This window comes from Photobacterium sp., assembly GCF_033720175.1.
Classification (GTDB): Bacteria; Pseudomonadota; Gammaproteobacteria; order Enterobacterales; family Vibrionaceae; genus Photobacterium.
In genome coordinates, this window is sequence record NZ_JAWWDA010000002.1 from 62,031 (window position 1) to 83,212 (window position 21,182).

The window sequence follows — 21,182 nt, forward strand, 5'->3', positions numbered from 1 at the left end:
TTTGTCAGGGTATTTATACCTCGTCAAACTCTATGTCTGATTCGCCGTAGCTTTCGTTGCTATTGCGCTGGGTGTTACATAAAGTATAGGTTATTGACTTATTTTGTGTTTTGTTCAGGTATTTAAGCCAGCATCTTGCATAATGGGAAGTCACTTCCTGTTGACCTGTGATCTCTTTGACGAAATTCACTTCTGATTCTTCAAGCGGTGTGATCTGCCTTTCGTACAGGGCTTTCATGGTCCGGCCAAAATTTTCCAGTATGTCGGCTTCATTGATAGTGAAATCTCCACTTCGGTTGAATCCCCGAGGGAAATTTTTATCGTCGTAAAATTTACCTTCGCTTCTCATTTGTGCCATTCCTATAAATATTTTGCAGATATTTAATCCAAACTGTATTTTGTGTAAAACAAAAACTTTTCGCGTTAACGATAAAAAAAATTTATCAGCCGATTGAAGTGCCGCGCTGTATGATGTCGTTAGCTTTTATCTTCTTAATTTCGAGAGAAAATTTTGGATACTGAACTACTCAAGACCTTTCTGGAAGTGACAAAAACCCGTCATTTTGGCCGTGCAGCAGAGAATTTATACCTGACTCAGTCAGCCGTGAGTTTTCGTATCCGGCAGCTCGAATCACAACTCGGAAACCCCCTGCTCACGCGCCAACGCGGTAATGTTCAGCTAACCGGAGCGGGTGAACGCCTGCTGCCTTATGCGGAAGCCATTTTACAAACTTGGGGCAGGGCTAAGCATGATGTCGCGCTGACGGAAAACTACAACATCCAAATTGCCATCGGAGCATCTTCATTGTTTTGGGAGTTTGACGGAATCTCCGATTGGATAAACCGCATTTACGGTGCGGTACCGGGGCTGGCTTTGCGTTTGGAGTCGGTACCACGGCATGACTTATCAAAGTCGCTGCTGGAAAAAAATATCGATCTTTTTATTACCAGTGAGCCACCAAAAGTTGAGAACTTCAATGTATTGAAAGTTCGTGATTTCCAACTGCAGTTGATCACTCATCGTCCGAATTGCAATATGGATGATCTGCGTGACATGCCTCTTGTGTACCTGGATTGGGGGACCCGTTTCGCGATTGAACACGGTCGAGTGGCCGAATTGCAACGCACTCCGATTTTGCACACCCACTCTTCCCGCATGGCACTGGAGTATATTATTGCCAATGGCGGTGTAGGTTACCTGCCGGCTCCCGTGGTCAGCCAGAGAGTGGAAGATGGCGAGCTGTATCTGGTGCAAGGCGCTCCTCTCATGGAGCAGGCTTTATATCTGGTTTGGCGTGAAGATAATGAAAAGCAAGAGTTGATTAAAGATATACTGGAAGTGCCACTGAAAATGGTTGCGGCAAGTGTGTAAGAGGCATTTACTAACGGCTGAAGCGTTGATATTGCGGCTGATAATACCGGTAATATTGCCATCCGACCCAGAGTACTAAGCCGGTTGCTACGGTGATCTCAAAGATCCCCAGCTTTTCCAGCCAAGCCCATTGCGGGTAGTCGATGACCAGCCAAGTGGTCAGGTGGTCAATTGAGACGGCGCTGATCACTGAAGGAAATGTAACGGCCGCGAGTGATGGCTGAAATTTTTGTTTGAGCAGATCCAAATAGCACAGATAGACCAGAATCGTCATGGTAATACCCACACCCGCCAAGGCGCCGGTCAAAATAGGATCGGGTTGTTCAATATTCAGCAGATAAGCGGTTAATGACAGATTGACCGGGGCAGCCATGATAGCCAGGGTTGGTCTGGCCGGGCGGGGTAAGCGACCGGCAAAACAGAGCCGGTACAACACAACAGGCAGCATAATAAAGTAGATAGTAATGCAGATTTCTGTCATCGCCAGAGCAAAATCGGTGTGCCCTAACTGGGGCCCTGCAAAGGAACCACTGATCGCGCCGACCGGATACAGAAACCAACTCGGATACAAGTGGATTAGCCGAAATTTTTGCAATTGAAAGCCGAAGAACAGTACCAGCATAGCAAAATGTAAAAATAGTGCCGGGTACCAAAGTAGACGTGCGCTTTCAACATGGATGGAAGAAAGGTAATCAGACAGAACCAGCAGAGTCATGGTCATCGGAGCCATCAGACTACCATACAGCGGATGCCGTAAATCCTGAATAAACAGCTGAGGGTTAAAGGTATATTTCAGAACAACAGGAATGAGTAAACAGAGACCAATTAAGGCACAAGCACCGCGAATGGCACTCGCGCTATCCGGTAAGAAAAGTGACCATGCCAATCCCATTCCGGTGACTGCGAGCGCCAATGCCGCTTGTGCTGTGGGAATCGTTCGAAAAGCATTACCTATTGCTGCCATTAACCTTGTGCCTCCTCGTTACCGGTCGAAATTCAACCAGAAGCTTACACTATAAAGGCAATGCAATGCTCTTGGAGAGTTCAAAAAATAATAAGATTGGGCGTTGTAAGGATGGAAAAACATTAATAGGCGTAAGTTAATGAATCTGATAGGCATGTTGATTGAATTTGAATTGCGCTGGTATTTATGTGAACTGGCAACAAGAAAATAATTTGCGAAAATCGAAAAGTAAGACCATATTTAATATGAAGCCTGTGTTGAGTAATTATTAATGCTTTAGATTCTCGGAGGAACAGAGCCGTATTCGTTATGCTCTAGAATGCAGGTTTCGGGTTGCCGCTGATATCGAGTCAACGAGCGACTTGTGACAAGTAAATGTAAAAGCGTCTAAGTGAATACTTAAATGTTAACAATTTGGTTAGTGTCACCATAAATATTGTTTTAAATATTTTTTCTTCGCCAGAACAGAAGAGTTCGATGAATCCTATTGAATGGTATCGAACACGGCAAACTCAACGTAATGAGTGGCGAAGTTCCAATAGACCGTAATAACCTTGTGTGTGCTGAGTAAGTAGACAAAGGTAGGTAAAGATACAAAATCAAGCCGCACTGCAATGGTGCGGCTTTCTTTGTTATAAGTGTTTTATTTAATCTGCAATGATATAGCTTTTTTATTATTCACAATCATGGGTAAAAATGCAGCCTAGTGCTTTTTGTCATACCGGCATTCGCATGGGACATGCTATGTGGAACAAGAATTTTCATGGATTTCATTTCCGTCCTCGGAGATAGTGCAATATTCTTATTTTATATATTGAAAATATTATCTTGTTGTTTTTTAATGTATAAGTTGGTTTATCCACAAAAACAGTGGGTAACTCACTGCAAGCAGATTCACCGTATTGGGCGAAATTTAATCTATCCGGTGTCTCCGTCTGAACTATTCATCTGAAGGCATTGCTGAATAAATCAGAATGGTTAAGCATCTTGAGGTTACTTCGGTATATCTCTTTGTCTCTAATGGTGTTGGTATTTATGATTTCATTTTAGTGGGTCATTTTAAGGTAAAAGAATAAAGAGTGCGTGATTTCAAGGAACAGGTGGTTTGAGGGGAGAAAGCTATAATGTTTAAGTGGCATAGGAAATAGTCATACTTTAAGTATGGTTACCGAGCCTGACGGCTTATGTACGGATATAACGAAAGAAAGTATGTTAAAAATAAACCAGCGGTATTTATGAGTTGAACTGCGGTGTTCATTGTCGAGAAAATGACCATTTCCGTCAATATTTCGACAGTATTTGCGCCAATTCATCATTCGTTGCTCTTATTATTTCCCCGACATTGTTATTGATATTAATTCGAGTGCAGTTCAGTAGTGTGAATAACGATCTTTTTGTTCAGAAGAGCCATTTTTATTAATACCACTCAAACCTGCAACAGGATTTCATCATAATGAGAGCTTACGCACTGATATATTTATGATTTTAGTTAATCATAAATAAATGCTATTTCTGCAATTTTTCAATGAGTGGGCATGACCATCCAACAAGTAATTAATTTTAATGATGCACTACTGTCCAAACTTGAGGCTCATTTTGGTATCACTCGGCACATTAAAGATGGCGGTTATATTTTACCTGATGGCCGTTTATTGAATTTGCAACGATCTGACATGGAGAACCGCCAGTTTCACCGGGCAGTAGCGGCATTAATGCCTCAAGAGATGGTTGGGATTATTGATGAAATCACCATTGTTAATCTCATGGCATCGACCGGGGCAATCCGTTATGAATCGCGAGGGCGGGTGCATGTTGCGGTAAAACCGACTCAGTTACAGCGGCGTAAGTTGTTCGATATAATGAAATACAGTGTACATAGTTACCGTGTGTTAGTGTCTGATCTAAATGGTGCCACGATCGGCGATCAAACTTTTCAGTCGCCTCATGCTCACGAACTGCTGAATTTTTTTAATCGTTGTTTCAGTGGTGAGCAGAAACAATATCGTGATGATGAGTTTTGCCTTCGCGAAGAGCTGGATGATTACACCTTTACGTTCCGTCCGGAACAGCGCCAGATTGGCCGTTATCAATCAAGCACAAAGACATTCATTATTTTGCCCGAATTCGAAGGATCGCTTGCCATGTTCAAACAGCAAGTTGAAAAGCGACAAAGACAAGAAAGTTTTGTTGAATAAGGGATTAAGAGGCCGTTTACTTTCTTGTCTGTTTTTGCTTAATACGTTCGACATGGATGATCAATGTATCAACTGTTTCCTTCAATAAATCAAGCTCGTCAATAGTCAGATCATTCAATTGTTCGAGGTTGTATTCGATGGTATCAATTATCCTTTTATGAGGTCGCTGCATCGGCCTCATGAAATAGGTGGTAACCGTTGCAACGATAGCCCCAAAGAACAACGTTGAACCAATAACAATCCATAATCCACCGATGAACTGAGCCATACTCGATATCGGTGTATCCGCTATTCCTGCAGTGGTAAATGCAGCGACGCACCAATACAGCGCATCTCCATAGGTACGGATAGAGGAGCCTTCACTGTTCAATTCTGAAAAGTACACCGCACCAGAAAAAATGAGCCATAGCACAATCAATAGCACTAACATTTCCGAGAAAGGGGTGTGAACCGAGATATCTGTCATAAACCGTTTTAATCGCGTCGGTGGCTTTGATCTTTTCATCGTTCATCACCTTAAATAGGAAGAGGGATCGTAAGTGCTATCTCTTGAAAGGCTAACCAAGCAGTCTCTGGCGGGGCACTGCGTTCGTCATGATTTATCCCCTAGCTAGATTATTATGGCCCCAATCAGAAAGATCTGCTTTCAATTTTTCAATAACTTAAAGAGTCGGAATACCTCCTCTGTTCACAAACTAAATTCATCAGCAGTAATCAGCAAGTAACCAGCAGTTTTTGGCTAGTTATCTTGCTGTCCGCCATCCAAAATAGACACCAACAAGCGGCTTTTTATTGTTTGTCTGAACGAGATGACGGCGATAGATAAACAATAAAGGTTAAGAGTAATATCAATAAAAATCAGATGGATAAGTTCGACGGATGTTTTTTCTTCGGTCGAAGTCTATCCGTTTTTATCAGTATATTGTGATCTTGTATAAGGGATAAAAATGCTTACTGGATATTGGTCTGTCGATGTGTTTATTATTGCCAATCTGTTGCTATGGGGGATTGTGGCCATCATTTTTGGCTATCAACATACAACGGGCGGTGGAATGCTCAATGACCAATCAAATAATAACGATCGAAGAGGTGAGTCATGAATACCAAAACATTAGGTTATAGCACCATGATTGTATCGGCAGCCCTCATGGGTTGTGTCGGATTGTTTGCCCGTAATATCAACACCAGCGGCGATGTTATCGCCTTTACCCGAATGACTGTCGGTGCGATTTGTGTCTTTGCCCTGATGTTCCATCAGCAAAAAACCATGCAGATCAAGTCAACTAAACTAACGCCGTCAGTTATTGCCAGCGGCGCTTGTTTAGGGCTTTGCTTGGCGGCATATGTTTCATCGACGCAGTATACAACACTGGCCAATGCGGTATTCCTCATTTATACCGGCCCGGTATTCTCAACCATACTGGCGGCTATTTTCCTGAAGGAAAAAATATCGAAACTCACTGCTGGCTTATTAACCGCAGTTTTTATCGGCTGTTTATTCATTATCGGTATCATTAACTATGATTCGACAAATGGTCTGACCGTGTCACTCTCCTTTTCAAAAGAGAATTTTATCGGTGATATGTTAGGTTTGGCATCCGGAGTTGGCTACGGCCTGTATTTGTTCTTCAGCCGCTACCGTACTGATGTCGGCTCTGATTCTCGTTCGTTCTATAACTTCTTATTTGGCGCGATTGCCATTGCACTTTGTTTTACCGTTAACCCGCCGTCACTTGCAAAGATGGATACCAGCTCTTGGGTGTGGTTGATCTCGATGGGTATTTTCATTGGCTTTGGCGCGCTGTCACTTCTTACTATTGCCGCTAAGCACCTTAAAGCCGCTGAACTTGCTTGTGTCTCTTATTTTGAAACCGTTGTGGGGGCGGGTATCGGTATCAGCATGTTTGGCGAATCGCTTACGGCGTTGCAAACGCTGGGAGGAGTGCTTGTCATCGGCGGTGGTATGGGTGAAATTGTGCTATCGATGGCGAAAAAGCACAGCACTGCAAAACAAGCTAAAGCCACCAGCCAACAATAACCACGGAGGTTACGATGGCCATCTTATTAAACTGGGCGCTGCTAATTGCCACTGTGATCATCATGATCGGCTTAGCACTGTACAGTAACAAGATTGTGCATTCGAGTAAGGGTGAAGGTGGTTTTCTATTGGCAGCCAACAGTTTGGGGCCCTTCATTGGAGGGGCCACCATCGTGGCGACAGGCTTTTCCGGCTGGGGATTTATGGGCTCGCCAGGTGTGGCCTATAAATACGGAGCGATCGAGCTGCTTGGAAATTTCTTTTTTGCCCCTGCAATGGTTTTTGCTGTTCTGTTCTGTGCCCGTTTCCTGCATCAAAAAGCGCAGGAGATAGGTAGCTTAACGCTACCGGAATACGTTGCTTACAGCCATGATGGGCCAGACTCGGTTAAGCGGATCACCCAGGCCTTCGTGGCGGTAATTACCATCATACTGTTGTTGGTCTTTCTGGTCGGTCAAATCAAAGCATTAGGGCTTTTGGCGGGTCCCTGGCTTGGTATCGATCACAATACGGCATCACTGTTAATGATTGCAATCATTGTGGTTTATACCTCAATTGGCGGGTTAGCGGCGGTCGCATTTACCGATGCTTTTATGGTTGTCGGGATGTGCATTTCGGCACTGGTCATTGTCTGGGCAATTTTTTCTGATATGCCTGTTTACGAGCTATTAGATAACCTGAATGCGATTGATCCCGATTTGCTGGCTCCAAGCGATTCCGGGCCTTATGGATCGTCGGTCTGGCACGTGTTGATGGTATTGCCCTACGCGTTTATTTACAGTGCGACTTTACCATATATGTCTGTTCGTTTTATGGCCTTATCATCCAAAACCAAATTACACCATATTGCGGCTTACATGACCCCGATGGCTTGCTTACTGAGTTTGGTACCCATAGCAGGGCTTTATACCCGGGTTAAAGTGCCGGGGCTGGAAAATCCAGACCAGGCAATGCCGACATTTTTAACCACGTTTCTGTCGCCAACTGTCTCAGCAGTGGTGACGTTATTTATCCTCTTTGCGATGAAATCAACCACCAACTCGGTATTGCATTCTATCGCCGGCTCGGTTTCTCATGATCTGCGTCAGGCTATCTGGCCCAATTGTAAGCTCTCCGGTAAATCTCTGTTGTATCTGAACCGTTTAGCTGTTTGGGTCTTGGGCGGGGTGGGGTTCGTTATTATGTTATATGCGCCACCGTTTATGCTATCTATGCTGGCTATTTTAGGTTCAGGCACCCTGATGGCGGCGTTGGTTGCTCCGACACTATTGGCTCACTTTATTCCTTCTAATATCTATGCCGCATTATTCTCTATAGTGATTGGTTTCGTGACGGGATGTACGCTTTTCCTTCGTTTTGATCTTGGCTGGGTTGAAGCGCCAATGTACGCATCAATATTGGCGTGTTTTTCATACTGGCTGATTGCCAAAGCATTTCAACTTCATGCTATAGGGCACAATGTTATCTCACGCTAATTTAAATAAAAATGAATGAGTGAAAAATAAAGGCTGGTCATTTTAAATGCCAGCCTTTATTAATAGGAGCGTGATGTGCTCAATAGTTCATCATGAAATATATGGGTAATCGTTATTCGTATTGGTCAGTTGGTTTTGTAATTGTCCTTCAACAGAGCGATGCTGGCCAATATTATGCCGCATATCGATATGACTGGAACGATACTCCTTGGGGGTTAACTTGAGTAGACATTTGAATTTAGAATTAAAGTTAGATAAAGAAGAAAAGCCCACTTCTGCACCAATATGAGCAATACTCCAGTCAGTGACGACCAAATAGCGTGCTGCCTGCCGCACCCGTTGTTCAATAATATATTGGCGGAAAGTGATCCCCATATTGGCATGGAAAAAACGGGAGAAGGTACTTTCGGCCATATGTAATTGTTCGGCAACGATTGAAACAGATAAAGGCTCAGCTAAATTATTAGCAATATACTTCAATGCAATCTGAACCCGATCTTCGATTCTCTGACTATTCTTTATCTCAAAACTGTCGGCGAGAAAACTCATTGTGGGTTGTACATGAGACAACTTATGAAGCAAGCTCAGCAGGTTCAGTACCTGTGAAAATTCAAACGTATTCTCCAGCATTTTCAAAAAGGTATAGATGTTTGAACTTGCAGGTATATCAAACAACATACCGCTACGTGATTGATCTAACATTTTTTTAATGTTGCTAAATTGCACACTGTCGACAAATGTCTGTCCTAGCGCATTCAACCGAAAGTGGAGCTCATCACAGCCATGCTCAGCCCCCTCTTCGAGCGAGCCTAAGACTATACGGAAAGGATTAAACGGCGCGAGTAACACGAGTTGCCCGGGCTTAAGACTATAGTGTGATGTACCTAAGTGCAGCGTACATTCACAATGGCGTGGCCAGACCAGAATGTAATCTGCTGCAAAAATCATATGCTCTGTTTCTTCTACCTCTTGAATATCAAACATAAGAAATTCAGGTGTATTGGCCTTAACGCGCTGATACATATTCTCTCCCTCGATCTACCTCCTTACATCGTCGCTGTAGACCAGGATAAAAACCACATTGAAAATTTAGAAACGTGATATCAAACCACATAAACGCCATCGATAGTATGCTTGTGTGACATATGTGAGTTGTACTTTTTGTCTCGATAGCAGGGCAGAGATCACATTTTATAAGCATCAATAATTATCTATTTATTATGACGATAAACGAAAGCATAAATCAGCCATTTGTCAGCATTAAATGACTATATTTCATCACACTAAGGCGGCATATTATAACCATTGAAGAGCAAAAATATTCCAGGCTCATCAAGCATAAAGATTAAATCCATATTGTATTTATATGTAGGTATCAAACATCTAATTATTAATTAAAAATTAGAAAGAATTAAAAACAGCCATCAGACTGCTTATATTTTATTGGGAGATGGTTATTAATGTACCTATTTAATTATTCATGTTAATTCTCTTGGAGATTATAAAATGAGTGTTTCCAACGATCTATATCCAAATGCTTCAGCGCCTCTTGAAAGAAAAGATAGTGGTGTTCCCTATGTTCGTCCTGGCCTCCATGTTGAATCTTATAATGACTTCGATCCTCTACGTCATGTCATTGTTGGTATTGCCGATAACCAGCATATTCCAGAGGCATGCCCGGCAAGTAATGAAAAAATCCCTGCGGACTCTCCGATGCGTGGAGGGAAAGCTGGGCGCCGGACTCAAGAGTCGATTGATCGTGCTAATGAATGTTTAAACGGCTTTGCCAAGCAACTGGAAGATCGTGGAATTATTGTCGACCGTCCGGGAGCAGTTGATTGGCATCAGCGCATTACGACGCCAGATTTCACCATCAGCTCTGGCTTTGGCGTTATGCCGCCACGAGACTGCTTGTTAACCATGGGTAAAAGCATACTGATGGCGCCGATGAGTTTCCGTAGCCGTTATTTTGAATATCTCGCTTATGTTGATTTACTGCGCGAATATTTCGAATCTGATCCTGAATGCTTAATTGAACAAGCGCCACGTCCTCGTCTTTCTGATGATAGCTTCCGGATGGATTATGTTGCCGCTTATGAACATCTTTCCGATGCAGAAACCATGGCACGTTCGCTGCGTAAAGAATACAGTACCAAAGAGACTGATATTCTTTTTGATGCCGCTGATATCATGCGCTTAGGTAAAGATATCTTTGTTCAGCATGGACTGACAACGAACTTAGCCGGTATTCGCTGGATCAAACGTCGTTATGAACCTCAGGGTTATCGTGTTCACACTTTGAGCTTTGAAGATAACCACCCAATCCATATTGACGCAACATTCTGCCCGCTTCGTCCGGGACTTATGTTGCTTAACCCCAATCGCCCATTATTCAAAGGCCAGCGTGAGATCTTTGAAAAGAATGACTGGGAAATTGTTGAAGCGGTTAACCCTGCGTGGGATAACCCACCGCCGCTATGTTACTCAAGCACATGGCTGTCAATGAATACTCTGATCCTTGACCATAAAACCGTGTGTGTCGAAGCATCGGAAAAAGCCCAGCAAGAGCAGTTTGATAAGCTTGGTTTTGAGGTTGTTCCGGTTGATTTGCGTGACGCTTATGCCTTTGGCGGCGGCTTACATTGTGCAACGGCTGATGTATGGCGTGAGGGTACGTGTGAAGATTACTTCCCGAATCAATTTGCAGGCGCGCACGATATCAGCCACTGGGAATACTAACGAATTATAAAGCGTCTCCTTTAGGGTATTCTATTGGATGGGAATAATCCTAAATATCGACAGAATCCGGGATCACTATTGATCCCGGATTTTTATTTATTTTGTGTCTGCCAGGTGGTGGAGTGACGCTGTCACTTTTTGAGGCTCTGATGCCTGAAACCTGCCAGTTAGAACAGCATACAGATCACAGCCAGATCGGCACGTAAAACGGAACGATGATCAAGGTGTAAGGTCGAATTGTAATTCTGTGTGCATCGCAGCATGTAAGGCGATACGGTGCACCCATTAAACCAGTGCAGAAATAGAGAATTACCTCCCTACTCTTGGATAGGCAACAAACCTATGCCGACTTTTACTATTAAAGCGTAAAGTAATTGTACTTAAGTTCACCGAGATTAGCGGATGATACTTGCGAGGTTAATTGCTTGAAATCGGCAATGATCAGCTTCAGAGCGGCTAAAACCCTATAAAGGTGTAACGCTTGTTCCGCGGTCAAAGAAACCAGTAATACGGAATCTGTATTAATATTCTGCATGCTTTTGTGCAAGTGTAACTGCAACTGCTCTAATTTCTTCTCCAGCGGTTGAAGATGGTCAATATCACCGCTACGTTCCAGTATCTCTGACAAGCCCATAATCGTGTCAGCAAGTAGTTTGGTCATTTGGGGACCTGCGCCCTGTGATAACCACTTCGTATAGCCATCCTGAAGAGAAATCAGTCGTAAAGTAATGGTATAGAGTTTGGGTATGATCGGAGCAACCTGATCTTTATCAAGCGCTGGATACCTTGACCAATCAATCCGCGTTACCGCTTGATCTGCCAGCATCACTGAGCGGAGCGGGCTCTGACCAAGCAAGAGTTGACCACAAACGCGGGTTAATAAGTTCCCTTTTTTTGCACGCAGGCTCAGCCGGCGTAGTTGCCAGGTGAACAGATGGTGTAACAGCTTTATATGGCGGAGAAATACCCGCTCCGGCAAGCTGGAAAACAATCCGTGGTTGAAGAAATAAATCACCAACATGGCCACGCCGATCAAAAACAAGAGCAGCAGAGTGCCTTGAATATCATATACAGGCTGTAATTTGAGCGCCCCCATTGTTATAACGATCAAGAGCTGTGACCCAAGCATCCGGGACAACACCTGCTGAGGCTGATAAAACCAATACCAAATTGCAAAACAATTCAGAAAATAAAAAGCGCCCAGCTGCCACACCTCGGTAAAGTAGGGCATCACGAAGACAAACTGCAGCAAAATAACGCAGGACCAGCCGATGATGCTAAATGTGATAGCTTTAATATCACAAAAGGGCATTGATACCACCACACTCGCTAAGATAACGCCCAGCATGACAATCATCGAACCACCCGTCATCGGGATCAATAACCACAAGCCAATAAAAACCCAGATCATAACCCATGCTTTGAAAGCCTGACACAGACGTTCACAGTCCAGCGAACCACGCCACGAGGACGCCTTCGGCATGACGGCGACATCCAAAGAGTTAAGCGCCAAAGCCGCAGACAAGGTGAGCAACATATCGCGGCTCAATAGCTCTAAATCATTCAGTACCTGCTCCAGTTGCAACACTGCGCCATGCTGTTGGGGATCCTCCACCATTTCCTTTTGCAAAGTGATGATCATGGGATCCGGATTATCATTCTGTCCAGTTCCCCGGAGCGCCGCTTCTGCACTCATAAAGCGTTGTTTAATTCTAGCCAGCAGGGCCTGAATATCCTGCTGGCTAGGGGTGACCACCGACGGATCCAGCAACTCACAGGCCTCGGACAGGTGCCCGCAAAGAAGTGCCCACTCACGGGTTTGTGTCAAGAAACCGTTCCAGGTCTTGGCCTCGCTCGCGATGTGGTAACTGTCGACCATCGCTGCCGGAAGCAGATCCTCAAGCCGGGTCAAAAACTTCAACCCGTCACCAAATCCAAGCCCCTGTAAAAGCATATCTTTTCCAGCTAAAGCTTCAGCCGTTTTAGCTATCTTATTCTGCTGATCAGTAAAGAAATTCAACAATGTTGCATGTAATCCCTGTCGGCTGGATGTCGGCCAAACCAGACTGAAGACCAAGGTAAAACAGATGATCCCCAGAACCGTCTCCTGCAAACGCAGCACTGCTACCGTAAATGTCAGCTCCCCCGACAGTTTTCCCATGACCACTATCAGGGTGCACACAGTCAGAGCCATCGACCAGATATACCCCGTACGGGGGTTAGCCTGCAGATAGACACACAATGCGGCGAAGAAGGTAAAGCTAAGCAGAAACGGTAGTTGCTGCTGGGCAAAGAAACCGACAAACAGAAAAGCAGATATAACCCCGATCAGCGTCCCAACCAATCGATGGCGCCCTTTGCGCAGCGAGTGGCCGGTTGTTTCCGTCACCGACATCACAATAACCGCGATTCCGGCCCAGTATGGCTTATCCCAACCCAGCCACAAGGCACTCACCATCGCCAAGGTTAATGCCAGGGCAACTTTCAGCGGTAGTTTACTGCGGTTGCTAATCATTGTTCCTCCTTGTTTACGGTTGCTCGGTACGAGGATGCTTGATGATCATCACCGAAGCTGAAGTGCCGACCCTAAGCTGCACATTCTCTGGTATCGCATCAAGCTTGATCCGTACCGGGATCCGTTGTGCCAGGCGGATCCATTGAAAGGTCGGACTGACATTTGGCAACAGATCGACGCCGGTACTACCGTCTTTATGTGCAATGCCATACCCAATGCTCTCCACCCGGCCCTTTAGCGGTTGGTCCGGATATGCCATCAAGGTCACCACCGCCAGCTCGCCCGGGCTGACATCATGGATATCGGTCTCTTTAAAAAAGCCTTCGATCCAAAAGCTATCTCGGTCGACCAACGCCAAAGATGGCTGATTGGCTACAACCTGACTGCCGTTACGCAGTGTTAAGTTTGTCACAAATCCATCCGTCGGTGCCTTCACTTCGGTAAACGCCAGATTAAGAGCAACCTGCTCGACGGTGGCACGGGCAACCATCACTCCCGCTTCTGCGGCTTCCACCGCCTTGTTAACATTGATCAAGGTCGATATCGATACCGCTCCAGAACCGCGTTTATGCAGCGCCTGCTGGCGTCGGGCTTCATCCTGTACTTTGGTCAATCCAACCTGGGCCTGCACCAAACTGGCTTTAGCCTGGTTAAGGGCAACCTGATAGGTCCGCGGATCTATTTCGAACAACGTCTCACCTGCTGAAACCGCCGAATTGTCCTTTACTTGCAGCGAAACAATCGGACCCGTCACCCGAGGCGTGATTTGGATAACCTGCGCCCGGACCTGTCCGTCTCGGGTCCAGGGATTTTCGAGGTAATGCTGGTACTTCCAGCCAATAGCAGACAGGGCGGCCAAAACAAGAACCGCCGTCAGGAAAAAGCGTTTTAACACAGGCATACTCACAACAGACAATTATGAAGGAATGAAAAAGATGCTAATTAGCACGGTATAAATCACGGTCAGCGATAACTCGACCAGAGGCGGAATAACAAAAAAACGGTGCCAGCGTAATTTGTTCATCAGGCGGACAGTGAGTGACGTTAAAACCAAGCCGATCAATGCGGCGACCAGCAGCGGTGGAACATAGAGATCGCTCAGGGCAATCTCTCGCGGGGCAGCAGACAAAAAAGTGTTCATATTCACCAAATCAGTTCAACAGCTCATATTCACCACCGGTGATTAATTATTACCCAGCCAGCATAGTGAATATAAAGTGTGATGATACTCACGGATTTACAGGTAATAAATAGGTAGAAACGATACACTATCAAAACTGACAGTTTCGAATAAAGTACGTTATAGGTCTTACACAACGACCAGAGTAAACAGAGGACAGGATGGATCGACTAACCAGTATTGAGGTTTTTGTACGTGCCGTAGAATGCGGCTCGTTTGTCTCTGTCGCTGAAGAGAAAAATCTCAGCGCCCAGATGGTCGGTAAGCATGTCAGGGGACTTGAAACTTTGTTGGGTACCAAGTTACTGAATAAATCTACCCGGCACCAAAGCCTTACCCCGGCTGGCGAACAATATTATCGCCGGTGCAAGAACATTCTGGCGGAACTGCACGCCGCAGAGGAGGACATCCACCGTACCCTGAATGAACCCTGCGGTAAATTAACCGTCGCATCAGGTGTCAATTTTGGTATCAGCAGACTTGCCCCGATAATGGCAAGATTCCACAATGACTACCCCAAAATGAACATCGATGTGTGCCTGAGCAATCATTCCATTGATTTGCTTAAAGATGGCTATGACATTATTTTTCTTGATCATAACCAGGTGAGTGACTCTCTTATCGCGAAAAAGATAAGAAGCTACTCCATGGTTGTCTGCGCTTCTCCTCGTTATCTTGAACGCTTCGGTATACCGCAACACCCCAAAGAATTGGTCGATCACCAGTGCCTGCAAAGCAGTTCGAGCAAACACACCCAGCAATGGCAATTTATTGATGGCGATACATTTTACTCCCCAGCGATTTCATCACGACTAATGATCAACAGCGGACAAGCCATGCTCAATGCTGCCCTGGAGGACGCCGGTATTACTCTGCAACCCATTTTTCAAGTTGCCGACGCTTTAAAAAACGGCCAGTTAGTCCAAATATTGGCGCAGTATCCGCTGCAGAAGATCGACCTATACATGATCTATCCTCCTCATCTACGCAATACCGCCCGATTAAATGCACTACTAAAATATTTTGAAGAAACATGACGGCCTCGTTGTAAAGTTATACTGAAATTCAACCAACGTAAGCGTGAGGATATAACAATGTATAAAATGATGAGGTATGGAACGGTAAGACCAACCGATTTAGAATCTGACTCTGCTTAAAGTGTGAAAACAAAACCTGATACTTAGGATGGCAAAGCCTAATGAATAATTCACGATTAAAGGTTATGTCCACCGAGAGGAGTGCCGGGTCTATTGGGCTGTCCATTAAATGACCGAACAGTGCCTACTCTTTCCCCTTGGCAATTTCAAAACACTCTTCTCCGTGTTTCTTGATCAGGTTCACGATATCTTGATCGAGTTTTCCACTGCTGGTTAACTCATCAAGAATATCAATCACCTTGTTTAATGGCATTCCATCCCGGTATGGCCTGTCTTGTACCAACGCCTGAAAGACATCTGCAACAGCAATAATTCGTGCTTCAACACTTAAATCTTGTTTATTAGGATGAAATGGATAGCCAATACCGTTAAGTCCCTCATGGTGGAATGCAGCCCAACAGGCAATTTCATCAAGTCCCTTGATATGTCGAAGAATTTCATATGTCTCATAGCTGTGCTGGTTCATAATTGAGCGTTCAATATCACTTAAAGGCCCGGGCTTATCAAGTATATGGTCTGGAATATGGAGCTTTCCAAGATCGTGCAATAAGCCTGCGATTTCAATTTTTTCGCATTGTTCGCTAAATAACCCAATCGTTACTGCAAGATAGCGCGCTAAACTGGCAACCCTTCTTGAGTGCTGGGCGGTAAATGGACTTTTCTGGTCGACGATATAAGCCATAATCAATGAAAGTTGTTTAAGCTGAACAATATTTAATGACTGACTGCTCTCAAATTGCCCCATATCCCATGCATACCGTGTGATATGACGATTTTCTAATGCAATCCAAAAAGCCTCGGACTTGCATATCTGACGAAAAGCGCTAACAATTGACCGATCAAAATATGTTCCTTCATGCTGAGTAATGGATCGAACGATATCCTCCCTGGCAAGTAATATATCTGTCTCGTAATGAGTTGCAGCCAGCACATCAATACGATCGGAGAGAAAAATAAGGTTAGCCATGCGAGAATCGTGCGGACTCACATCGAGCTTCTTCAGTTCTTCCCACGGTGTGTGGTGGTAAAGAATCGGTATGGCAAATGTTGAAAGTGGCTCGAAATCCTTCAGCAAAGCGTAGCCAATTTCACAGTGTTTATGCGCACCGCTCCAGTCAAAATGATTGACAAGTTGAGAGTGCATTTGCTCGGTAGATACGCCGCAGTCATGCAGTAAACCAAGATCAAATGAAAACTGTATAGCTTGTTCACTAAAACCAAGCTGTTTTCCCAGTTGACTCGCAATATAACCAACACGCTTTCCGTGATTTGTATCGTTCATTCCCACAAGAGAGACAGCAGTCTCGATCGCCAGAATCATTTGCCGAAGATTGATTTGTAATTTTGAGAATGTACTCATGCATCACCCCTGATTTAATTGCTTTTTAAAAAACATTAAACGTTCCATGCTGATTATTTTACAAGAGAGGATCGAAGGTCATTTTTTAAAGACGTATAAAATCAGTTACTTATTGGGGGGCGTTTCTGGTTACAACCGACCTTCGGTATGCAAAGCCCACAGCTTAAGATCAGACTAGCAACATATGTATGCAGTTTTATTGAAATGGTTCACGTTATGTGAATGCTGTTGCATTTGTTGTGCTGATTAAACCTCTAGCCTGAAGGTGTTATTGAGCGTCGACACGTAGTAATAGTCGTCTACATAATTCGCGATTAATACCAACTAACGAGAAAGTATGAATACTGAGCTGTCTTAATGTTTTTCATAAAAAGACATCAGTAATGATGTGAAAATCTAACGTTGTGCTAGAGTTTTTAAAAAAGAAACAGAATGATGTTTAAATAATAGGTCATCAATACAAGGGCTTATTGGGCATGAAATGTTTCGGCACTGAGCGCTATTCAACGTAATGGTTAGCAAACGCTCTCAATTTAACCTGTTATCCTCTGATACTGTTGACTTAGCTTGTTGCTATGCCTCAGCTAACGCTCCGGTGGTAGACCCAGGCCAAACAGAACGTTCAAGAGCAAGCCCATCAACTGGCAATACCCTGAGCGTTGCACCACTATTGGTTCCGGCTATTAAACAAGTGATTCGAAAAATAGCATCGTCAGATATTTGATCTGAAAAACAGTCTCAAAAATTACTGTCGATCAACGTGACTTGGGCAGTTATTTTTACCAATTCGCCACAAAGTGGATAACAGACAATGGCTTTGACCCAAACGCCCTTAGAAAAAGGCTTTGAAAAACTATACACACCGTTTCAAAAGTTTATTCACGATCAAACTACGTCGAGTATTATTCTTATTTTGTGCTTTATAGCTGCGCTCGTCATTTCTAATTCGCCACTGCTTCAAAGCTATGAATCATTTACTAAAATATCTGCCGGATTTATTTTTGGTGATCGATCTTTTCATATGGATCTGAAGCATTGGGTAAATGAAGGGCTAATGACCTATTTCTTTTTTTTGATTGGAATGGAAATCAAGCGAGAAATATTAGTGGGTGACATTAGAACTACCCAGCAGTTAACCCCAATTTTGGCAGCGGCGATAGGTGGCATGTTGCTACCAGCCAGTATTTACTATTTGTTTAATCTATCAAATGAATTCTCTCATGGATGGGGAGTTCCTATGGCCACAGATACAGCACTCTCCCTTGGTATTTTAGCTTTAATTGGTAAGCGGATACCTGCAGTGACGGCCATATTTTTTACTTTATTTGCCATTATTGATGATTTGGGGGCCATTTTAGTCATCGCTTTCTTTTATTCTGAATCAATTAACACCGGCAACATAATAATAAGCATAATGCTACTTATGACATTGGTTCTTTGTAATTTATTTGGTATCCGGAAGCCGAGTATCTATTTCTTTGGTGGTGTTGTGATTTGGGCCGTTATGCTTGATTCTGGCATACATGCCACCATATCCGGGATACTTGTTGCTGCAACCATTCCGGCACGGTCTAAACACGAGCCAAGTTGGTTTATACATCGTGTTCATCGACTACTTCGCAGATATGAACACATTGAATATGAAAAAGATAATAATACCCCAGTGTTAGGCGAGCCTGAGCAGCATGATGTAGTAGAAAGAGTAAAAGAGGCCGCGGAAAAAGCGACAACGCCCTTAAAGCGATGGGAGAATGTATTAGAGCAGCCTGTAGCGTTATTCATCCTGCCTTTATTTGCGTTTTTTAATGCGGGCGTACCCGTTAGTTCAGACTTATTAGTCGGTGCCGTTACCGAACCCTTTGCGCTTGGCATATTGTTTGGCCTTGTTATTGGTAAAGGTGTCGGTATCCCATTATTTTGTTGGATAGCGGTTCAGTTGAAGTTAGGGCAGCTGCCAGCAGGAATGAATATGCAACACGTTATCGGTGTTGGTTTATTGGGTGGGGTGGGGTTCACTATGTCAATATTCATCAGCGGGCTAGAATTTGAAAATAACCTGCAAGCATTACTGACATCGAAAATGGCAATAATGCTCGCTTCTTGTATTGCAGGGTTAGGTGGCTACTTATGGCTTCGCTTTCAATCCTCCTCCAAAATTTCAGACGTTGCCAAGTAGATAAAGTGAAGGTGGCGCTCATACTGGGTAAGTGCATCGGCAATGATCTGTTCCTTGCTGTAACCGAGAACATCATATTGCTGGCCGCCTTGCAGCAGGTAGACTTCTGCCCGGTAATACTCTTCGTGCTTTTCATCGGCATAAGTTGGAACCGCAAAACGGCGCAACCGAATGCCATAGGAAAAATTTTCGACATCACTTTTATTAATAGTCAGACGAACCCCGTTTTCTTTTACCGCAACCTGGGTCGTTAATCCTTCTTTGTCCATCTGCTGAGCCAATTCTGTCAGAGCAGGAACCGCTACCCGCTGAATAAAGCTATTTGCCTCATTAATACGCGGATAATTGAGTAACGCAAAAAGCCTGGATTGCCAGTTGACACTTGTCTGAGTATATTGCAGCGACGTATTATGGTTTTGTACGCTGTTTTGTAACATCTGGTCATTTTTGATCGCCACAAACAAGCTATAGCAAAATGCCAGCATAATCAGCATAAAAGGAAATGCGGTAGCAATGGTCAATGTCTGCAAAGCGGAAAGGCCGCCAGCGGCCAGTAAGGTAGCAGCAACGATCCCTTCCAGAGAAGCCCAGAACATACGCTGCCATACCGGGGGATGCTCCGAGCCTCCAGAGGTTAGAGTATCGATGACAAATGACCCGGAATCAGAGGAACTGACAAAGAAAGTGATGATCAGCATCACGGCAAGCGCTGAAAGAACTGAAGAGAACGGCATATGTTCAAAAAATACAAATAAGGCCACCGAAACATCATCGTTCACAGCATCCGCTAGATATTGACCGGCATTAGTACTGATTTCATGAATTGCCGTATTGCCAAAAACGGTCATCCACAGAAAAGTAAAGCCGGCCGGTATAAACAAGACTCCTACAATAAACTGACGAATGGTACGGCCTCGTGAAACCCGAGCGATAAACATGCCAACAAAAGGAGACCAGGACATCCACCACCCCCAGTAGAGCAAAGTCCAACCGCCTATCCAGTCTTCTTTCGGATCATAGGCATACAAATTAAAGGTGTTATTAACAATTTCGCTCAAGTAACTCCCTGTATTTTGCACGAAAGTTTGCAAAATAAAGACAGACGGCCCAACCAATAACACGAAAATAAGCAGTGTAACCGCCAGTGTCATGTTGATATTTGAGAGGCGCTTAATACCGCCTTCCAACCCCAGGAGCAAAGAAATCATGGCAAATAGAGTAATAATCGCAATCAGCCCGATTTGGACGCCAACCGTCTGAGGTAAATCAAACAAATAGTGAAAACCAGCATTAACCTGTACTACCCCAAAGCCCAGAGAGGTGGCGACACCAAACAAAGTGCCAAGTACGGCAAAGGTATCGACCGCATGGCCCAGCACACCGTAAATTTTGTCTCCGATGATGGGATAAAGGGCTGAACGAGGCAGCAGTGGCAACCCATGCCGGTACGAAAAATACGAAAGAGCCAAGGCGACAACGGCATAAATTGCCCAGGCATGGAGTCCCCAGTGAAAGAACGTGATCCGCATGGCTTGCCGGGCAGCCTCAATACTTCCCGGCTCTCCAATCGGCGGCGATAAAAAATGCATGACAGGCTCGGCAACCCCGAAGAACATCAGGCCTATCCCCATTCCGGCAGAAAATAACATGGCAAACCACGAGCGATTAGAGTAATCGGGGGTGGAATGATCCGGTCCGAGCTTAATGTCGCCAAGGCGACTAAACATAATGGACACCGAGAAAATGAGGAATATGGCGGCAGATAAGATATAAAACCAGCTAGCTTTGGTAACGAGCCAGTGTTGGATCCCCTTGAAAAACTGCTCAGTGGCCGCCGGGAAGATCGCAGCGGTTATCACAATGATAAGAGACAGCGCCAGCGAAGGGAAAAAGACAGCTTTGTTTAAATCGGATTTAACATCCATAGCTATGTACCTATTCGTTATCTTATCGAAATAGCTGGTCTTAACTGGATTGTTTGTTATTCAAATATAGAAGCTAACCAAGAAAT

17 protein-coding genes are annotated in these 21,182 nt (G+C 44.3%); 8 read left to right on the forward strand and 9 right to left on the reverse strand.

Annotated elements, in window-relative coordinates; translation table 11 throughout:
* Positions 1 to 13 precede the first annotated feature (13 nt).
* Positions 14 to 349: a DUF413 domain-containing protein gene (maoP, locus tag R3289_RS02965; RefSeq protein ID WP_318924003.1), complete on the reverse strand. Its 336-nt coding sequence runs from the start codon at positions 347 to 349 to the stop codon at positions 14 to 16.
* Between the two features lie 162 nt (positions 350 to 511).
* On the opposite strand from maoP, the gene hdfR reads away from it, so the two are divergent.
* On the forward strand, positions 512 to 1,372 hold the full coding sequence (gene hdfR / locus R3289_RS02970) for an HTH-type transcriptional regulator HdfR (RefSeq protein WP_318924004.1): 861 nt from the start codon (positions 512 to 514) through the stop codon (positions 1,370 to 1,372).
* A gap of 10 nt (positions 1,373 to 1,382) precedes the next feature.
* On the opposite strand, the gene R3289_RS02975 is transcribed toward hdfR, so the two are convergent.
* Positions 1,383 to 2,336 carry a TDT family transporter gene (locus R3289_RS02975; RefSeq protein ID WP_318924005.1) on the reverse strand — a complete coding sequence of 318 codons (954 nt, stop codon included), beginning with the start codon at positions 2,334 to 2,336 and terminating at the stop codon, positions 1,383 to 1,385.
* 1,535 nt (positions 2,337 to 3,871) lie between these two features.
* Between R3289_RS02975 and R3289_RS02980 the strand changes: the two genes are divergently transcribed.
* The gene (locus tag R3289_RS02980; RefSeq protein ID WP_318924006.1) at positions 3,872 to 4,531 is read left to right on the forward strand and encodes a hypothetical protein; all 660 of its coding nucleotides are present in this window, start codon (positions 3,872 to 3,874) and stop codon (positions 4,529 to 4,531) included.
* A gap of 16 nt (positions 4,532 to 4,547) precedes the next feature.
* Here the strand turns inward: R3289_RS02980 and R3289_RS02985 are convergent, their stop codons facing one another.
* Positions 4,548 to 5,036, reverse strand: a complete 489-nt coding sequence (locus R3289_RS02985; protein WP_318924007.1) for an ion channel — start codon at positions 5,034 to 5,036, stop codon at positions 4,548 to 4,550.
* A 442-nt stretch (positions 5,037 to 5,478) separates the two neighbouring features.
* On the opposite strand from R3289_RS02985, the gene R3289_RS02990 reads away from it, so the two are divergent.
* Genes R3289_RS02990 through R3289_RS03000 form a run of 3 tightly spaced genes read left to right on the forward strand, consistent with a single transcriptional unit; the run spans position 5,479 to position 8,044 of the window.
* Positions 5,479 to 5,631 carry a hypothetical protein gene (locus R3289_RS02990; protein ID WP_318924008.1) on the forward strand — a complete coding sequence of 51 codons (153 nt, stop codon included), beginning with the start codon at positions 5,479 to 5,481 and terminating at the stop codon, positions 5,629 to 5,631.
* Positions 5,628 to 6,569 (forward strand): DMT family transporter, encoded by a 942-nt coding sequence (locus tag R3289_RS02995; protein WP_318924009.1) that lies wholly within the window; start codon positions 5,628 to 5,630, stop codon positions 6,567 to 6,569. Before R3289_RS02990 ends, R3289_RS02995 begins: the two co-directional genes overlap by 4 nt.
* 14 nt (positions 6,570 to 6,583) lie before the next feature.
* Positions 6,584 to 8,044 (forward strand): sodium:solute symporter family protein, encoded by a 1,461-nt coding sequence (locus R3289_RS03000; RefSeq protein ID WP_318924010.1) that lies wholly within the window; start codon positions 6,584 to 6,586, stop codon positions 8,042 to 8,044.
* 90 nt (positions 8,045 to 8,134) lie between these two features.
* Here R3289_RS03000 and R3289_RS03005 read toward each other — a convergent pair whose 3' ends face one another.
* Positions 8,135 to 9,067 carry an AraC family transcriptional regulator gene (locus R3289_RS03005; RefSeq protein ID WP_318924011.1) on the reverse strand — a complete coding sequence of 311 codons (933 nt, stop codon included), beginning with the start codon at positions 9,065 to 9,067 and terminating at the stop codon, positions 8,135 to 8,137.
* A gap of 483 nt (positions 9,068 to 9,550) precedes the next feature.
* Here R3289_RS03005 and R3289_RS03010 point away from each other — a divergent pair, with 483 nt between their 5' ends.
* Positions 9,551 to 10,783, forward strand: a complete 1,233-nt coding sequence (locus tag R3289_RS03010; protein WP_318924012.1) for a serine/threonine protein kinase — start codon at positions 9,551 to 9,553, stop codon at positions 10,781 to 10,783.
* 358 nt (positions 10,784 to 11,141) lie between these two features.
* On the opposite strand, the gene R3289_RS03015 is transcribed toward R3289_RS03010, so the two are convergent.
* From R3289_RS03015 to R3289_RS03025, 3 genes are read right to left on the reverse strand one after another with little or no spacing between them, the layout of a single operon-like run.
* Positions 11,142 to 13,298: an FUSC family protein gene (locus tag R3289_RS03015; protein WP_318924013.1), complete on the reverse strand. Its 2,157-nt coding sequence runs from the start codon at positions 13,296 to 13,298 to the stop codon at positions 11,142 to 11,144.
* Between the two features lie 13 nt (positions 13,299 to 13,311).
* Positions 13,312 to 14,193, reverse strand: coding sequence for an HlyD family secretion protein (locus R3289_RS03020; RefSeq protein ID WP_318924014.1), 882 nt, complete (start codon positions 14,191 to 14,193; stop codon positions 13,312 to 13,314).
* A 21-nt stretch (positions 14,194 to 14,214) separates the two neighbouring features.
* A complete protein-coding gene (locus R3289_RS03025; protein ID WP_318924015.1) occupies positions 14,215 to 14,439 on the reverse strand; it encodes a DUF1656 domain-containing protein in 225 nt (74 codons plus the stop codon).
* A gap of 200 nt (positions 14,440 to 14,639) precedes the next feature.
* Here R3289_RS03025 and R3289_RS03030 point away from each other — a divergent pair, with 200 nt between their 5' ends.
* Complete coding sequence (locus tag R3289_RS03030; RefSeq protein ID WP_318924016.1) at positions 14,640 to 15,515, forward strand: LysR family transcriptional regulator; 876 nt, start codon at positions 14,640 to 14,642, stop codon at positions 15,513 to 15,515.
* Positions 15,516 to 15,759: 244 nt separating this feature from the next.
* On the opposite strand, the gene R3289_RS03035 is transcribed toward R3289_RS03030, so the two are convergent.
* Positions 15,760 to 16,995 (reverse strand): HD-GYP domain-containing protein, encoded by a 1,236-nt coding sequence (locus tag R3289_RS03035; RefSeq protein WP_318924017.1) that lies wholly within the window; start codon positions 16,993 to 16,995, stop codon positions 15,760 to 15,762.
* Between the two features lie 811 nt (positions 16,996 to 17,806).
* Between R3289_RS03035 and nhaA the strand changes: the two genes are divergently transcribed.
* The gene (gene nhaA / locus R3289_RS03040) at positions 17,807 to 19,171 is read left to right on the forward strand and encodes a Na+/H+ antiporter NhaA (RefSeq protein ID WP_318924018.1); all 1,365 of its coding nucleotides are present in this window, start codon (positions 17,807 to 17,809) and stop codon (positions 19,169 to 19,171) included.
* On the opposite strand, the gene R3289_RS03045 is transcribed toward nhaA, so the two are convergent.
* Positions 19,135 to 21,096, reverse strand: coding sequence for a BCCT family transporter (locus tag R3289_RS03045; protein WP_318924019.1), 1,962 nt, complete (start codon positions 21,094 to 21,096; stop codon positions 19,135 to 19,137). The genes nhaA and R3289_RS03045 overlap by 37 nt on opposite strands.
* Positions 21,097 to 21,182 lie beyond the last annotated feature (86 nt).

Excerpts from the sequence above, each read along its gene's own strand:
- maoP (WP_318924003.1), bottom strand. The coding sequence starts at position 349 with ATGAGAAGCGAAGGTAAATTTTACGACGATAAAAATTTCCCTCGGGGA.
- R3289_RS02975 (WP_318924005.1), bottom strand. The coding sequence starts at position 2,336 with ATGGCAGCAATAGGTAATGCTTTTCGAACGATTCCCACAGCACAAGCG.
- R3289_RS02980 (WP_318924006.1), top strand. The coding sequence starts at position 3,872 with ATGACCATCCAACAAGTAATTAATTTTAATGATGCACTACTGTCCAAA.
- R3289_RS02985 (WP_318924007.1), bottom strand. The coding sequence starts at position 5,036 with ATGAAAAGATCAAAGCCACCGACGCGATTAAAACGGTTTATGACAGAT.
- R3289_RS02990 (WP_318924008.1), top strand. The coding sequence starts at position 5,479 with ATGCTTACTGGATATTGGTCTGTCGATGTGTTTATTATTGCCAATCTG.
- R3289_RS02995 (WP_318924009.1), top strand. The coding sequence starts at position 5,628 with ATGAATACCAAAACATTAGGTTATAGCACCATGATTGTATCGGCAGCC.
- R3289_RS03000 (WP_318924010.1), top strand. The coding sequence starts at position 6,584 with ATGGCCATCTTATTAAACTGGGCGCTGCTAATTGCCACTGTGATCATC.
- R3289_RS03005 (WP_318924011.1), bottom strand. The coding sequence starts at position 9,067 with ATGTATCAGCGCGTTAAGGCCAATACACCTGAATTTCTTATGTTTGAT.
- R3289_RS03010 (WP_318924012.1), top strand. The coding sequence starts at position 9,551 with ATGAGTGTTTCCAACGATCTATATCCAAATGCTTCAGCGCCTCTTGAA.
- R3289_RS03015 (WP_318924013.1), bottom strand. The coding sequence starts at position 13,298 with ATGATTAGCAACCGCAGTAAACTACCGCTGAAAGTTGCCCTGGCATTA.
- R3289_RS03025 (WP_318924015.1), bottom strand. The coding sequence starts at position 14,439 with ATGAACACTTTTTTGTCTGCTGCCCCGCGAGAGATTGCCCTGAGCGAT.
- R3289_RS03030 (WP_318924016.1), top strand. The coding sequence starts at position 14,640 with ATGGATCGACTAACCAGTATTGAGGTTTTTGTACGTGCCGTAGAATGC.
- R3289_RS03035 (WP_318924017.1), bottom strand. The coding sequence starts at position 16,995 with ATGAGTACATTCTCAAAATTACAAATCAATCTTCGGCAAATGATTCTG.
- nhaA (WP_318924018.1), top strand. The coding sequence starts at position 17,807 with ATGGCTTTGACCCAAACGCCCTTAGAAAAAGGCTTTGAAAAACTATAC.
- R3289_RS03045 (WP_318924019.1), bottom strand. The coding sequence starts at position 21,096 with ATGGATGTTAAATCCGATTTAAACAAAGCTGTCTTTTTCCCTTCGCTG.